This window comes from Arenimonas metalli CF5-1 (assembly GCF_000747155.1).
Taxonomy (GTDB): domain Bacteria; phylum Pseudomonadota; class Gammaproteobacteria; order Xanthomonadales; family Xanthomonadaceae; genus Arenimonas; species Arenimonas metalli.
This window is the reverse complement of sequence record NZ_AVCK01000012.1, coordinates 215,117-229,193: the sequence shown is the minus strand read 5'-3', so window position 1 is coordinate 229,193 and position 14,077 is coordinate 215,117. Positions and strand designations below refer to the sequence as shown.

General features: G+C 70.7%; 14 protein-coding genes. 10 read left to right on the top strand and 4 right to left on the bottom strand.

From position 1 onward, the window contains the following. Positions 1-33: 33 nt before the first annotated feature. The gene (locus tag N787_RS14235) at positions 34-3,225 is read right to left on the bottom strand and encodes a PAS domain S-box protein (RefSeq protein ID WP_052575129.1); all 3,192 of its coding nucleotides are present in this window, start codon (positions 3,223-3,225) and stop codon (positions 34-36) included. Between the two features lie 154 nt (positions 3,226-3,379). Here N787_RS14235 and msrP point away from each other — a divergent pair, with 154 nt between their 5' ends. Further along, positions 3,380-4,273 (top strand): protein-methionine-sulfoxide reductase catalytic subunit MsrP, encoded by an 894-nt coding sequence (gene msrP, locus N787_RS04695; protein ID WP_425387848.1) that lies wholly within the window; start codon positions 3,380-3,382, stop codon positions 4,271-4,273. Continuing rightward, positions 4,264-4,896, top strand: a complete 633-nt coding sequence (locus N787_RS04690; RefSeq protein WP_084590619.1) for a protein-methionine-sulfoxide reductase heme-binding subunit MsrQ — start codon at positions 4,264-4,266, stop codon at positions 4,894-4,896. The genes msrP and N787_RS04690 overlap by 10 nt, the downstream gene beginning before the upstream one ends. On the opposite strand, the gene N787_RS04685 is transcribed toward N787_RS04690, so the two are convergent. Next, on the bottom strand, positions 4,872-5,741 hold the full coding sequence (locus tag N787_RS04685) for an FHA domain-containing protein (RefSeq protein WP_034211091.1): 870 nt from the start codon (positions 5,739-5,741) through the stop codon (positions 4,872-4,874). The two genes, N787_RS04690 and N787_RS04685, sit on opposite strands and share 25 nt — an antisense overlap. Before the next feature lie 98 nt (positions 5,742-5,839). Here N787_RS04685 and N787_RS04680 point away from each other — a divergent pair, with 98 nt between their 5' ends. Beyond that, the gene (locus tag N787_RS04680) at positions 5,840-6,115 is read left to right on the top strand and encodes a polyhydroxyalkanoic acid system family protein (protein WP_034211089.1); all 276 of its coding nucleotides are present in this window, start codon (positions 5,840-5,842) and stop codon (positions 6,113-6,115) included. Here N787_RS04680 and N787_RS04675 read toward each other — a convergent pair. Continuing rightward, positions 6,060-6,830, bottom strand: a complete 771-nt coding sequence (locus N787_RS04675; protein WP_034211439.1) for a DUF8198 family protein — start codon at positions 6,828-6,830, stop codon at positions 6,060-6,062. The two genes, N787_RS04680 and N787_RS04675, sit on opposite strands and share 56 nt — an antisense overlap. Positions 6,831-6,941: 111 nt before the next feature. Here N787_RS04675 and N787_RS04670 point away from each other — a divergent pair, with 111 nt between their 5' ends. The 3 genes from N787_RS04670 (at position 6,942) to N787_RS04660 (ending at position 10,207) form a co-directional block, all read left to right on the top strand. Then, entirely contained in the window at positions 6,942-8,204 is a 1,263-nt protein-coding gene (locus tag N787_RS04670) for a patatin-like phospholipase family protein (protein WP_034211087.1), read from the top strand. A 110-nt stretch (positions 8,205-8,314) separates the two neighbouring features. Further along, on the top strand, positions 8,315-8,953 hold the full coding sequence (locus N787_RS04665; RefSeq protein WP_034211085.1) for a phasin family protein: 639 nt from the start codon (positions 8,315-8,317) through the stop codon (positions 8,951-8,953). Between the two features lie 192 nt (positions 8,954-9,145). Continuing rightward, positions 9,146-10,207, top strand: coding sequence for a restriction endonuclease (locus tag N787_RS04660; RefSeq protein ID WP_034211083.1), 1,062 nt, complete (start codon positions 9,146-9,148; stop codon positions 10,205-10,207). A 49-nt stretch (positions 10,208-10,256) separates the two neighbouring features. On the opposite strand, the gene N787_RS04655 is transcribed toward N787_RS04660, so the two are convergent. After that, positions 10,257-12,245, bottom strand: a complete 1,989-nt coding sequence (locus N787_RS04655) for an SDR family oxidoreductase (RefSeq protein WP_034211082.1) — start codon at positions 12,243-12,245, stop codon at positions 10,257-10,259. A 146-nt stretch (positions 12,246-12,391) separates the two neighbouring features. On the opposite strand from N787_RS04655, the gene N787_RS04650 reads away from it, so the two are divergent. The 4 genes from N787_RS04650 to N787_RS04635 all read left to right on the top strand — a co-directional run bounded on the left by N787_RS04650 (position 12,392) and on the right by N787_RS04635 (position 14,073). After that, the gene (locus N787_RS04650) at positions 12,392-12,649 is read left to right on the top strand and encodes an acyl-CoA-binding protein (protein WP_034211080.1); all 258 of its coding nucleotides are present in this window, start codon (positions 12,392-12,394) and stop codon (positions 12,647-12,649) included. A 9-nt stretch (positions 12,650-12,658) separates the two neighbouring features. Next, a complete protein-coding gene (locus N787_RS04645; protein WP_034211078.1) occupies positions 12,659-13,285 on the top strand; it encodes a TetR/AcrR family transcriptional regulator in 627 nt (208 codons plus the stop codon). Positions 13,286-13,457: 172 nt separating this feature from the next. After that, complete coding sequence (gene ykgO, locus N787_RS04640; RefSeq protein ID WP_005913193.1) at positions 13,458-13,583, top strand: type B 50S ribosomal protein L36; 126 nt, start codon at positions 13,458-13,460, stop codon at positions 13,581-13,583. A gap of 157 nt (positions 13,584-13,740) precedes the next feature. Beyond that, entirely contained in the window at positions 13,741-14,073 is a 333-nt protein-coding gene (locus N787_RS04635; protein WP_034211077.1) for a hypothetical protein, read from the top strand. Positions 14,074-14,077: the final 4 nt, after the last annotated feature.

Below are 14,077 nucleotides of genomic sequence, written 5' to 3'. Positions count from 1 at the left end.
GCTAGCACGGCGAAACCGCGCCTCGGAAGCAGCTCAGCCGACGATGCGCGCACTCGCCAAGAGCTTTTGCTCGAACTGCTCCGCCGGCAGCGCGCGCGAGAACAGGTAACCCTGCCCGAACTGGCACCCGACCGACTCGAGCAGCGCCCGCTGGCCCTCCGTCTCGATGCCTTCGGCCGTCAGCGCCAGGCCCAGTTCGTCGGCGAAACCGGTGATGGTGCGGACGATGGCGCGGTGCCGGCGGTTGGTCTCGATGTCGCGGATGAACACCTGGTCCATCTTCAGCGCATCGAACGGCGAGGCCGCGAACGACTCCAGCGACGAGTAGCCGGTGCCGAAGTCGTCCACCACCAGCCCGACGCCCAGCGCCTTGAGCGACAGCAGGCGTTCCTCGGCCTGGCCGCGGCCGGCGCGGAAGGCGGTCTCGGTGACCTCGAGCCGCAGCGAGGCCGGCGGCAGCTGGTGCTCCTGGATCAGCCGGAACACCTCCTCGACGATCTCGGGCGACACCATCTGCCGCTCGTCCACGTTGACGTTCATGCTCAGCTGGCCCAGCTCCGGATAGCGCCGGCGCCACTCGCCCAGCTGGCGGCAGGCCTCGCGCAGGGCCCAAGCATCCATGTCGACGATCAGCCCGGTTTCTTCGGCGATCCCGAGGAACTCGGCCGGCGGCAGCAGCCCGCGGGTCGGGTGGCGCCAGCGCACCAGCGCCTCGGCGCCGACCAGGCGGCCGCTGGCCAGTTCGATGATCGGCTGGTAGTGCAGCCGGAACTCGGCGCGCTCGAAGGCCAGCCGGAAGTCGGTCTCGAGCTGCAGCCGCGCCAGCGCCTCCTGGTGCATGCCCTCGTCGAAGATCACGAAGCCGGACTTGCCGGCGGCCTTGGCCCGGTACATCGCGGTGTCGGCGTCGCGCAGCACCTGGTCGGGCGAGGCGTATTCGCGGCGGCCGATCACGATGCCCAGGCTGGCGGCCGAGAACACCTGCTGGCCGCCGATGTCGAAGGGCTGCTCGAACAGCCGCAGCACGCGGCGGGCGATCTCCACCGCGCGGTCGTGGTCGCAGTCGCCGTCCGGCAGCAGGGTGAACTCGTCGCCGCCGTAGCGGGCGATCAGCACGTCCTCGAGCAGGCCGTCCTCGAGCCGGCGCGCGATCTCGCACAGCAGGCGGTCGCCGGCACCATGGCCGAGGCTGTCATTGACCCACTTGAAGCCATCCAGGTCCAGGAACAGCACCGCATAGCGCCGGCGCCGCCGGTCGCTGGCCTGGCTGACCTGCAGCATCGCCTCGGCCAGCCGCTGGTTGAACAGCATGCGGTTGGGCAGGCCGGTCAGCGGGTCGTGGGTGGCGTGGAAGCGCAGGCGCTGCTCGGCCTCGCGCTGCCGGGTGATGTCGAGCACGGTGCCGGTGAGGTGCTCGACGCCATCGAGAAGCACGGGCCCGATGCTCACCCGCACGTGCACGCGCCGGCCATCGCGGTGCAGCAGGCAGGTCTCGAAGTCCGGCGCCACCGCCTGGCCTTCGCGCCGCTGGCGGTCGCGCAGTTCCGATTGCGGCACCGATTCGGGCGCCATGATCTCGCGGTAGTTGCGCCCCTCCAGCGCCCCGTCCTCGAGGCCCAGCATCGCCGACAGCGCCTGGTTGGCGTAGGTGTAGACCTCGTCGCGCATGATGAACACGCCGACCTGGCTGTGCTCGACCAGGGTGCGGTACTTGCCTTCGGAGCGCTGCAGGGCCTGCTGCATCGCGTGGTGCTCGTCGATGTCGAGCACCGAGCCGGTGAAATGCACCGGGTTGCCGGCCTCGTCGCGGATCAGCAGCACGCTGGCGCTGACCCACTTCTCGCCGCCGCCGCGGGTGCGCACCCGGGTTTCGTGGTGGCTGAAGGCGCCGTCGCGCACCGCCCGCGCCACCAGGCCCTCGCGCTCGCCGGGATCGACGTAGACAGCGCCCATATCCGGCACCCGGGCCTTGAGCTGCTCCGGGCTGTCGTAGCCGAGGATGCCGGCCATCACCGGGTTCACCTCCATGATCCGTCCGTCGAGGCTGGTGCGGAACAGGCCGGCCGGCGAGCTTTCGAACAGCTCGCGGTAGCGCCGCTCCGCCTCGGCGATCGCGCGCTGGCGCCGGCGGTCCTCGGTGACGTCGCGCAGCGTGCCGGTGGAGGCGATGTCGCCCTGGTACTCGACGGCGTCGGCGCGCACCTCGCACAGGATGCGTTCGCCCGACTTGCGCCGCAGGTGGATCTCGTAGACCTGCGCGCTGCGCGAGCCGGCCTCGCGCTCGGCCCGGCGGCCCGCCTGCGCGTCCCGGTCGACCGGATCGACCAGGGCCATGTATTCGCCGCCCTGCAGCTCGCCGGCGCCGTAGCCCAGGATCCGTTCCATCGCCCCGTTCGCGAACACGATGCGGCCGCGCTGGATCAGGAACACGCCGTCGCGGCTGTTCTCCACCAGCACCTGGTAAAGCGCCTGCGACTGCCGCAGCGCCTGCTCGGCCTCGACCTGGGAGGTGATGTCCACCAGCGAGCCCTCGAAGAACCGCACGGCGCCGCCGGCGTCGCGGATGGCGCGGGCGTTCTCGCTGATCCAGATGATGCGGCCGTCGCGCCGGTGCACGCGGGCGCGCTGGCGCTCCAGCCGCCCGCCGGCCAGCAGCTGCTGCCGGAAGGCTTCGGCCTGGCCCGGGTCGGCGTAGAGGTGGTCGGTGTCGCGCGAGAGTTCATCGAGCAGCTGGCGTGGCGAGTCGTAGCCCAGCAGGCGCGCCATCGCCGGGTTCACGTCGAGGAAGCCGCCGTTGGGCAGGCTGCGGTAGATGCCCTCGGACGCGGCCAGGTACAGCGAGCGGTAGAGCGCGTTGTCGGGCCCGGGCCCTTCCACCGGCGTGTCCTCGGGCAGCAGGGTCAGCAGGCAGAACAGCACCGGCTCGCCGTCCTCGGTGGCGAACTCGACCGAAAGATGACCCGGGACGATGCGCCCGTCGGCGCGGGCCAGGCGCATGGGCAAGGCCGAGATGCGGCGGTCGGCGCGCAGCAGGCTCCAGAGGCGGGCGCGGAAATCGGGTTCGGGCCACAGGCCCACTTCCACCGGCAGGCGCCCTGTCACCTGGTCGCGACGGTAGCCGGTGCTACGCTCGAAGGCATCGTTCACCGCCAGGAACACGCCGTCCGCGGCCCGCATGACCGCGACCACGCTTTCCGATGAAGCGAACGCGTCGACCAGGCGCATCCTTTTCCCCGGTGGCCCCCTCTGGTCAGGAGTATAGCCACCGAAACCGGCCCGGATGGGCCCCGCTGGAGACCCGCGCGTGAAGACCAAACTGCCCGACCTGCCCGCCCACCTGATCACGCCCGAGCCGGTGTACCGGGCCCGCCGCCAGCTGATGCAGCTGGGCCTGGCCAGCCCGCTGCTCGCACTCGCCGGCTGCGCCGGGGCGGAGGATGCCGGCACTCCTGCGCCGGCCGCGACGGCCGCCGCCGGGGCCAGCGGCGCGGCGCCCGGCAGCGAGGAGCTCACGCGCTTCGAGGACGCGAGCAGCTACAACAACTTCTACGAGTTCGGCACCGGCAAGGCCGACCCGGCGCGCTACGCCGGCACGCTGGAGCCGTCGCCCTGGTCGGTGGTGGTCGGCGGCGAGGCCGAGGTCACCGGCACCTTCCCGCTCGAGGACCTGCTCAAGATCACCGCGGTGCAGGACCGCACCTACCGCCTGCGCTGCGTCGAGGGCTGGTCGATGGTGATCCCGTGGCAGGGCCTGCCGCTGGGCGAGGTGCTCAAGCGCTTCAAGCCCACCTCGCGCGCGAAGTACGTCGCCTTCACCACCCTGGCCGATCCGCGCCAGATGCCGGGCCTGCGCTATCCGTCCATCGACTGGCCCTACCGCGAGGGCCTGCGCATGGACGAGGCCATGCACCCGCTCACCCTGCTGGCCACCGGCATGTACGGCAAGCCGCTGCCGAACCAGAACGGCGCGCCGCTGCGCCTGGTGGTGCCCTGGAAGTACGGCTTCAAGAGCATCAAGTCGATCATCCGCATCGACTTCACCGAGGCGATGCCGCCGACCAGCTGGAACATGCTGCAGCCGGAGGAATACGGCTTCTATTCCAACGTGAACCCCGACGTCGACCACCCGCGCTGGAGCCAGCGCAGCGAGCGCCGGATCGCCGGCACCGCCAGCAAGCTCTTCGCCGAGCGCATCCCCACCCTGCCCTTCAACGGCTACGGCGACCAGGTCGCCGGCCTCTATGCGGGCATGGACCTGCGCCAGTGGTACTAGCGCGCGGCGGCGTCGACTGGCGCTGGGTCGGGCTGAAGGCGCTGGCGCACGCGCTGGCCCTGCTGCCGCTGGCCTGGCTGGTGCGCGGCGTCGTCGGCGACGGCCTGGGCGCCGACCCCGTGGCGGCGCTGACCCACGCCACCGGCGAGTGGGCCCTGCGCCTGCTGCTGCTCGGGCTGGCGCTGACGCCGCTGCGGCGGTTGACCGGGCAGGCCTGGCCGATCCGGTTCCGGCGCCTGGTGGGGCTGTACGCCTTCTTCTATGCCTGCCTGCACCTGGCGGTGTTCCTGGTGCTGGACCTGCAGGGGTTCTGGACCCAGATCTTCGAGGACATCGTCAAGCGGCCCTACATCACCGTGGGTTTCGCGGCCTGGCTGCTGCTGGTGCCGCTGGCGTTCACGTCCACCCGCGGCTGGATGCGGCGGCTGGGACGACGCTGGGCGCAGCTGCACCGGCTGGTCTACGCGATCGGCGTCCTGGCCGTGCTGCATTTCCTCTGGCTGGTGAAGTCGGACCTGCGCGAGCCGCTTGTCTACGCCGCGATCCTGGCCGGCCTGCTCGGCCTCCGGCTCTGGTGGCGGCTGCGCCGCCCGGCGACTCAGGCGCCGGCGCGCGGCGCGTAGACCAGCAGCGCGGTCAGCGCCGCGGCCAGCACGGTGGCCGCGGCGATCAGCCACCACAGCGCGCCGGGATCCTTGCGCGGTGGTTCGATCGCCGCCGGCTCGGGCGCCGGCACCGGGTCACGCGCCACGGGCACCCGCACGGCCTTCATCGTCTGCGTGTGGGTGGTCGTGGCTGGCTTGGCGGCGTCCATCTGGCCGCGCAACGGCAGCCCGGGCGCCTCGAGCTGGAAGCGGTGCTGGTCGATGACCACCTGGTCGCCCGGCGACAGCACGGCGTCAAGCACCGGCACGCCGTTCACCAGGCTGGCGTCGTTACCCATGGCGCGCAGCACCACGCGATCGGCGTGCAGCTCGACCACGGCATGGCGTTCGGCGACACCGGCGTCATCGAGGCGGATGTCGGCCGACGCCGAGCGGCCGATCAGGCGGGGTTCGGTCAGCGTGTAGCTGCGGCCATAGTGCTGGCCCGACAGCCCGCGCAGCACCACGCGGGCGGCGGCGACCCGCTGCGCCTCGCTCATCGCCACCGGCGCGGTGGCCGGGATGCGGCGCTCGATGGCCGGCTCGTCATCGGCGCGCACCACCACCCGCACCTTGTCCAGGCAGACGAGGTCGCCGGGACGCAGCTGGGCCAGGCGGCGCACCGGGCGGGCGTTGAGGTGGACGCCGTGGACGCCGGCGGGCACCCGCAGCCAAAGGCCGCGGCGGTCGCGCTGGAAACTGGCGTGGTGGGGCGCGAGGCCGGCGTCGGGCAGGCAGACCCGGCTGCCGGCGCGGCTGCCCACGATCACTTCCCCCCGAAGGGCCACGTTGGCGTGCTCACCGTTGGGGAACGTCAACTGCATCAGGATCCTCCGGCCGCGAATCTAACATGGCAGGCTGCGGCCTCGCCCTTGGTGGTTACGCCAAAGCAACGCAGAATAGGCCGCCGAGGAGGGCACCCATGTCCAATATCGATATCCGCCGCAGCCATTCGCGTCCGCTCAAGGAAGCCCGCGCCGCCATCGAGCGCGTCGCCGAGCACATCGCCGAGAAGTTCGACGTCGAGTACGGGTGGAACGGCAACACGATGGAGTTCTCGCGCGGCGGCGTCGACGGCCACATCGCCGTCAGCCCCAAGGACATCCACGTCACCGCGACGCTGGGCTTCCTGCTCGGCGCCATCAAGGGCCCGATCGAGCGCGAGATCCAGCGCTACCTCGACGAGGAGTTCGGCTAGCGCCGGTCGCGAACGGGTCCGGGTCGCCGGCGAACAACCGGGCCGAGGCCTGGCGCTCGCGGTGGCCGATGGCCTCGAGGAATTCGCCGGCGCCGTCGAGCGCCTCGAACGCCCCGAAGCCGCGCTCCAGGAACCCCTGCAGCTCCGACAGCCCGGCCGCCCGCGCCGGCAGCCGCGACGCCCGCAGCAGCTTGAACACGCCCCGCTGGTGCACCGCACCGTCCAGGGTCCAGCCCACGCCCAGGATCAGCTCGATCTGCAGCCGCCGCAGCCGCGGCAGGCCGACGGCGCGGTAGGCGACGCCGTAGTCGGCCAGCGTGATCTCGGCCTCCGGCGCCTTGCGGCGCGCCAGCTGCTCGGCCATCCGCAGGTCGAAGGCATGGCTGAGCACGGCCAGCCCGATCGCATCGGCGGCCGCCTCGAGCAAGGTGTCGGGAAGCAGGCGGGACATCAGCGGCATGATCCGCGCCACGTCGCGGTCGCGGGCCGAGAAGTCCTTCTCCCCGTAGAGGTCGCTGAGGAAGAACTCGGCCGCCGGCCGCATCCGCGGGTTGGCCAGGAAATCCTCGAAGCTCGCCGCCAGCCGCCGCGTCTGCCAGGCGCGCAGCCGCGCCAGCACCGGCAGCCGGTTGCGCGGGTCGCGGACCGGGTCGTGCACGTCGCGCTGCCAGGCCAGGCGCCGGGCCAGTTTCTGGCGCAGGGGCGAGGCGCTCACGCTGCGCACCGTGGCCCGTGAAGGCCGGGTAAGGAACTGCGATCGCTCACACTTGTCCGGGGTCTGGGGCGGGCTACAATCGCCGCGCCTTCGTAGGAGTTCCCCCATAGCATGCTAGTTCTGCAGCCCGCCCGGAAGCGCCGCCAGCCCAGCGAGGGCCGGATCGGCCTCGCCATCGCCGGCGGCGGGCCGATCGGCGGCATGTATGAACTGGGCGCGCTGCGCGCCCTGGACGTCGCCATCGAAGGCCTGGACCTGACCAAGCTCGAGGTCTACGTCGGCGTGAGCTCGGGCGCCTTCCTGGCCGCGGGCCTGGCCAACCGGCTCGACACCGCCGAGATGTGCCGCATCTTCATCACCGGCGACAGCGACCAGGTCAAGTTCCGGCCCGAGATGTTCCTGCGCCCGGCGTTCCTGGAATACGCGCGACGCGCGGCCGCCCTGCCCCGGCTCGCCTTCGACTGGTGGAAGGACGTGCTCACCGACCCGACCGGCTCGCACCTGAGCGAGCTGATCAGCCGCTTCGGCGGCGTGATCCCGACCGGGCTGTTCGACAACCGCGGCATTGAGCGCTTCCTGCGCGAAGTCTTCACCATCCGCGGCCGCAGCAATGATTTCCGCGAGCTGGCGGCCAAGCTCTACGTCGTCGCCGTGGACCTCGACAGCGGCGAAGCCGTGCGCTTCGGCAGCCCGGGCTGGGACGACGTCAGCATCTCGCGCGCGGTGCAGGCCAGCTCCGCCCTGCCCGGCCTGTATTCGCCGGTGGACATCCGCGGCCACCATTTCGTCGACGGCGCCCTGCGCCGGACCATGCACGCCTCGGTGGTGCTCGACCACGGCATCGACCTGATGCTGGGCATCAACCCCTTCGTGCCCTTCAACGCCAGCCGCGGCGGCCGCCCGCCGGAAGGCATGGACAAGCTGGCCCAGGGTGGTTTGCCGGTGGTGCTGTCGCAGACCTTCCGTACCATCCTGCAGTCGCGCATGCAGGTCGGCCTGGCCAAGTACGCCCAGCAGTACCCGGATACCGACCAGGTGGTGTTCGAACCGAACGAGGACGACGGCGAGATGTTCTTCACCAACGTCTTCAGCTATTCCTCGCGCCAGCGGGTGTGCGAGCACGCCTTCCACTCCACCCTGGCCGACCTGCGCCGGCGCCGCGAGCAGCTGGGCCCGGTGCTGGCGCGCCACGGCCTGCGCCTGCGGGCCGAGGTGCTGGACGACCCGTCGCTGTCGATCATGGACGGGCTGGGCATCGCCCCGCGCACCACCGACGCCACGGCGCGCCTGCGGGTGGCGCTGGACGACGTCGAATCGATCGTCAAGGCGCGACGCCCCAACCGTCGCCGCGCCGCCGCCGCACGCCGACGCTGAACACTGCGCGCGGCGCGCCGCGCGTTGGTGTGAATGCTCTAGACACGCGGCGCAAATTGGCGCCACTCGGGCGTCGTGCCCAACCCCTTACCGAACGGAGTCACCTCGCGATGGCCAAGCTCAAGAAGACCGTGCGTGCCAGGAAGGCCGCCCCGAAGTCGAACGCCGACCTGCAGGCCAAAGCCGAACAGATGTCGCGCTCGATCGTCGAGTCCGCCCAGCAGATCTGGATGGCCGGCGTCGGCGCCTTCACCCGCGCCCAGGGCGAGGGCTCGAAGTTGTTCGAGGCGCTGGTCAAGGAAGGCATGACCATCGAGAAGACCACCCGCCAGCTGGCCACCGGCCGCGTGGACGCGGTGCGCGACGCCGTCGAGGACCGCGTGGGCGTGGTGCGCGAGCGCGCCGTCGACACCTGGGACCGCCTCGAGTCGGTGTTCGAGACCCGCGTCCAGCGCGCCCTGAACCGCCTCGGCGTGCCGGGCCGCGAGGACCTCACCGAGCTCAACGCCCGCGTGAACGAACTCAACGCCGAGCTGCGCAAGCTGGGCAAGGGCGGCGCTGCGCCGCGCGCCAAGGCGGCCGTCAAGCCGGCCGCGAAGAAGGCCGCGGCGAAGAAGCCCGCCAAGGCCGCGAAGCCCGCCGCGCGCAAGGCCAAGCCGGCCGCCAAGCCGGCCGCGCCCAAGCCGCGCGCCAGCCGCAAGCCGGCGCTGCCGAAGGCCCCGAAGCCGGAAGCGCCGCAGGCCGAGTGACCCGTTTCATGTCCGCCAGCCAGTAACCGGAGTCCGTACGCTCCCTCCCCTTGCGGCTTCCCGGCTGGCGGACATCTTCCCGTGACAGACAAAGGCCCGGCCCACGCCGGGCCTTTGTCGTTGCGGGCCTGCGGCGCACGTTTTCCGCGTTATCCTCTGGCACCCCCCGCAGATTGAGTTCGGAGCCATCGGATGTTTGGTGTCAGCCCCTGGATCGCCGCCGTCGTCACCGCCGCCATCGCGCTGCTGGCCAGCACCTGGTGGTTCGGCATCCATCGCCGCCGGATGGCCGAGAACAGCGCCGGCGTGCAGGCCCTGGCCGGCATGAAATGGCGCGAGTGCGCGGGCCTGGTGCTGCAGGCCATGGCCGAGAAGGGCTATACCGAGCTGCCCTCGAGCCGCCAGCCGGGCGATGGCGGCGCCGAGTTCCTGCTGGTCAAGGAAAACGAGCGCTGCCTGCTGGGCTACAAGCACGGCACCGCCTACCGCCTGGGCGAAGCCAACGTCCGCGACTTCGCCAACGCCGTGCAGCTGCAGGGCGCCACCAGCGGCATGCTGGTCACGCTGGGCAGCGCCGAAGGCTTCGCGCGCGACCTGGCGCGCCGCTACGGCGTCGACCTCGTGGACGGCCGCAGCCTCTGGCCGCAGGTCGAACCCTTCGCGCCGGCGCACCTGGTCGAGGACATCCGGCACCAGGCCGCCGCCGGCATCCGCCGCGGCCAGCAGATGGGCGCGGTGGGCAGCCTGATCCTGGGCATGGTGGTGTTCGGCCTGGCCCAGCTGGGCGTCGACGAGGCGCCGGTGCCGGTCGTGGCGGGCGCCCCGTCCGCTATCCCTGAAAGCATCCAGTCGCCGGCCGCCGCCGGGACGGCGAGCGAGGAGACGGTCGCCGCGGCACCGGCGCCCGCCCCCGCCCCGGTGGCCGAACCCACGTTCCAGGACGAGGCATCGCGCCAGGCCAGCGACGCCATGAAGGAACTCGCGGCCGTCGCCCAGCTCAGCGACGAGGAGCGCGCGCTGCGCCGCAGCCAGGCCGCCAGCCGCGTCGCCGACCTCGACCAGGCCAACCGCGCGCACTGGTCCACGCAGTCCACCATGGTGGTCAGCATGGTGCGCGAGGACGGCATCGACACCGGCATCGTCAACGAGGCCTGCGCGATCCTGGTCGAGTACGAGGAACTGCGCTACACGCGCCTGCAGCTCGAGCCGCCCTCGGACTCGACGGTCCCGGTGCGCTGGAGGCAGTGCCAGTAAAGCCGGCGCCGCAGGCCTCCCCCGCCCGATGGCGAGGGAGGCGCGGGGGTCACCAGTGCACGCCGCGCATCAGCGCCGCGAAGGCCACCTGCTCGTTGGTCGGCTTCTCGTCCTTGAGCGCCTTGCGGTCGCCCTTGGCGGCGGCCGAGTCCGGGAACATCTCGAACGCGGTGTTCATGATCACCTCGTAGGCCTTCGGCGCCACCGCGTTGAGCGTGGCGGCGAAGATGCCCATGCGGGTGGCGACGCGGCTGGGACGCTCGATGATGGCCTTGACCACCAGGTCGGCGGCTTCTTCCGGCGTGAGCGTCGGCACCGAGTCGTACATCTTGGTCGGCGCGATCATCGGCGTCTTCACCAGCGGCATGTTGACCGTGGTGAAGGCGATGTTCTTGCCGCTGAACTCGGCCTGGGCGCAGCGGCTGAAGGCGTCGAGCGCGGCCTTGGACGCCACGTAGGCCGAGAACCGGGCCGAGCTGGCCAGCACGCCGATCGAGCTGATGTTGATGATGTGGCCCTTGCGGCGCTGGGTCATCACCGGCAGGAAGCCCATGATCAGGCGCAGGCAGCCGAAGTAGTTCAGCTGCATGGTGCGCTCGTAGTCGTGGAAGCGGTCGTAGCTGAGCTCGACCGAACGGCGGATCGAGCGGCCGGCGTTGTTGACCAGGATGTCCACGGCCTTGTGCTCGTCGAGCACGGTCTTGACCAGCGCGTCGCAGCTGGCCAGGTCGGTGAGGTCGCAGGTGTAGGCCCAGCACTTGCCGCCGGCGGCGATGATCTCGTCGCGGGTCTTGAACAGCTCTTCCTCGCCGCGCGCGACGATGATGACCTTGGCGCCGGCCTCGGCCACCTTGATGGCGGACGCGCGGCCGATGCCCGAGGAGCCGCCGGTGATCACCACCACCTTGTTGGCGACGTGGCCGCGCAGGGTGCGGTCGACGAACAGGTCCGGGTCGAGGTGGCGCTCCCAGTAGTCCCAGATCCGCCAGGCGTAGCCCTCGAGGTCGGGCACGGCGATCTTGCTGCCCTTGAGCGCGCGTTCGGCCACGCGGGTGTCGAAGCGCGTCGGGTAGGTGATGAAGGCCAGCGTGGCCGGCGGCAGCTTGAGGTCGCGCAGCAGCATGCTGGTGAAGCGCTTGACCGGCGGCAGGTTGGTGACGGCGCTGCGCACCGCGCCCGGCACCACGGCCAGCATGCGGGCGTCGAGGCGCATCGTCATTTCCGGCGCATGCGCCGCGCGGCAGAAGGTGTTCATGAGCTCGCCGAAGCGCATCGGCTCCGGGTCGACCAGGTGGAAGCACTGGCCGTCCAGGCCCTTCTTGTGGGCGATGTGGTCCATTGCGTCGGCGACGAAATCCACCGGCACGACGTTGATGCGGCCGCCCTCGATGCCCAGCGTCGGCACCCACTGCGGCAGCGTCTGGCGCATCTTCTTGATCAGGGTGAACAGGTAGTACGGGCCGTCGATCTTGTCGATCTCGCCGGTCTTGGAATGGCCGATGACCATGGACGGGCGGTAGATGCGGAACGGCACCTTGCATTCCTTGCGCACGATGCCCTCGGACTCGTGCTTGGTGCGCAGATAGGGATCCTTCAGGCCCTCGGCTTCGTCGAACATGTCCTCGCGGAACACGCCCGGGTAGAGGCCGGCCGCGGCGATGGAGCTGGTGTGGTGGAAACAGCCGGCCTTGATGGCGGCCGCGAGTTCGATGGCGTGGCGGGTGCCGTCGATGTTGGCGACCTGCTGCGAGGCCGCGTCGGCGGAAAGGTCGTAGATGGCCGCGAGGTGGAAGAAGTGCTGCACCTTGCCCGCCAGCGCCTTCACCTGCGCCGCGCTCAGCCCCAGCTTCGGTTTGGACAGGTCGCCCGCCACCGGCACGATGCGCTTGCGGTCCCAGCCCATCTTGGCGGCGATGGCCTCGAGCTTCTTCTCCGAGCCCTTGCGGACCAGCACGTGCACGGTGCCCTTGCGCTTGAGCAGGTTGCTGACCAGATAGCGCCCGATGAAACCGGTGGCGCCGGTGACGAAATAGCTCATGACCTCTCCCTGCCCTGTGCCCCGGACCGCCCGGCTGGACGGTCTCCCTTCGCCTAACTTGCCAGACCGCCCGCGCGCCGGCAAACGTCGCGTTGACCGTCCCGGGGGGCCGTGATATCACCCGGGGTTCAACCCGGGGGCAAGAAATGGCAGACCTGAAAGAACAGTTCCAGAAGGCCGCGCAGGACGTGATGAACCTGGCCGAGCGGCCCGACAACGACACCATGCTGCGGCTCTACGGCCTGTACAAGCAGGGCTCGGAAGGCGACGTCAGCGGGCCCAAGCCCGGCTTCTTCGATTTCGTGGGCACCGCCAAGTACGAGGCCTGGGAGAAGCTGGCCGGCACCAAGCCCGAGGACGCGATGAAGAAGTACGTCGACCTCGTGAAGAAACTGCGCGGCTGAGGCCGCCCCATGGCCCGCCAGACCCGCCAGCGGATCCTCGACACCGCCCTGCGCATGTTCAACCAGCAGGGCGAGCCGAACGTCACGACCAACCACATCGCCGACGAGCTGGAGATCAGCCCGGGCAACCTCTACTACCACTTCCGGAACAAGGACGACATCATCGAGCAGCTGTTCCAGCGCTACGAAGAGCGCATGGACACGGCCCTGGTGTCGCCCGACAGCCGGCTGCGGGACCTGGAGGACATCTGGCTTCAGCTGCACCTGGTGTTCGAGTGCATCTGGGAGTACCGGTTCCTGTACCGGGACCTGGTGGACATCCTCAGCCGCAACCGGCGCCTGCGCCTGCGCTTCGCCCGGATCCTGAAGCGGGCGGCCGACGGCGCGTCCTCGGGCATGAAGGGCCTGGTCCAGGCCGGGGTGATGCGGGCCTCGGCCGCCGAGGTCGAGGCCACGGCCACCAACATCCTGGTCATCGCCACCTTCTGGATGAACTACGCCAGCGTCCGCGGCGACAAGGACGAGGACGAGGCCATCCGCAGCGGCATCGTCCAGGTGATGATGCTGCTCTCCCCCCTGCTCCGCGATGCCGAGCGCGTCCACCTCAACACCCTCACCCAGGCCTACCTGCGCTGACCGCCCTTGCGGGATGGCCTGTAGGAGGGCCTTCAGGCCCGAAGCTTTTCGGCCAAGGGCTTCGGGCCTGGAGGCCCTCCTACAGGCAGCCAACGGGTTGTATTGCAAGCGGTTTTCGAGTGGGCTATACTCCCGCTTCTTTATCGCCCCAACCCCATTCCAAGGAACTGCCATGAAAGTGCTCTCGTCCCTGAAGTCGGCGAAGACCCGCCATCGCGACTGCAAGGTCGTGCGCCGCCGCGGCAAGGTCTTCGTGATCTGCAAGTCCAACCCGCGTTTCAAGGCCCGCCAGCGCTGAGCGCAGGCCGCCTGGGTTGATCGAAGCGCCGGCGAAAGCCGGCGTTTTCGTTTCCGGCCCTCGCCGGCGCGCCGCCCGGCCGGGACATGGCGCGCCCGCGCGGGTTTTGCGATGATCCCCGGCCTACCCGTCATCCCGACGACCGTGGAGGTGGACCATGAAGGCCCTGACCCTTTCCCTCGCCCTGACCGCCGGCCTGCTGCTGCAGGCGCCCGCCCAGGCCGACACGCTGCTGGTCGAGCGCGTGCAGGCCGAAGCCAGCCAGTCGATGCCGGCCCGTGGCCAGACCATGGCCCAGGTCGAAGCCAAGTTCGGCGCCCCGCAGCAGAAGCACGCCCCCGTCGCCGGCCCGGGCGACCGCGCCCACAACCCGCCGATCACCCGCTGGGATTACGCCGGCTACTCGGTCTACTTCGAGCACAGCCACGTGGTGGACGCCGTGGCCATCAAGGCGACCCCGACCGAGGCCGGCCCCAAGCCCGTCCAGTAAGCCA

Coding starts and splice junctions, on each gene's coding strand:
- N787_RS04670 (WP_034211087.1), top strand. CDS start 6,942: ATGCTAGTTCTGCAGCCCGCCCGGAAGCGCCGCCAGCCCAGCGAGGGC.
- N787_RS04685 (WP_034211091.1), bottom strand. CDS start 5,741: ATGCAGTTGACGTTCCCCAACGGTGAGCACGCCAACGTGGCCCTTCGG.
- N787_RS04655 (WP_034211082.1), bottom strand. CDS start 12,245: ATGAGCTATTTCGTCACCGGCGCCACCGGTTTCATCGGGCGCTATCTG.
- ykgO (WP_005913193.1), top strand. CDS start 13,458: ATGAAAGTGCTCTCGTCCCTGAAGTCGGCGAAGACCCGCCATCGCGAC.
- N787_RS04665 (WP_034211085.1), top strand. CDS start 8,315: ATGGCCAAGCTCAAGAAGACCGTGCGTGCCAGGAAGGCCGCCCCGAAG.
- N787_RS04680 (WP_034211089.1), top strand. CDS start 5,840: ATGTCCAATATCGATATCCGCCGCAGCCATTCGCGTCCGCTCAAGGAA.
- N787_RS04650 (WP_034211080.1), top strand. CDS start 12,392: ATGGCAGACCTGAAAGAACAGTTCCAGAAGGCCGCGCAGGACGTGATG.
- N787_RS04645 (WP_034211078.1), top strand. CDS start 12,659: ATGGCCCGCCAGACCCGCCAGCGGATCCTCGACACCGCCCTGCGCATG.
- N787_RS04635 (WP_034211077.1), top strand. CDS start 13,741: ATGAAGGCCCTGACCCTTTCCCTCGCCCTGACCGCCGGCCTGCTGCTG.
- msrP (WP_425387848.1), top strand. CDS start 3,380: ATGCAGCTGGGCCTGGCCAGCCCGCTGCTCGCACTCGCCGGCTGCGCC.
- N787_RS14235 (WP_052575129.1), bottom strand. CDS start 3,225: ATGCGCCTGGTCGACGCGTTCGCTTCATCGGAAAGCGTGGTCGCGGTC.
- N787_RS04660 (WP_034211083.1), top strand. CDS start 9,146: ATGTTTGGTGTCAGCCCCTGGATCGCCGCCGTCGTCACCGCCGCCATC.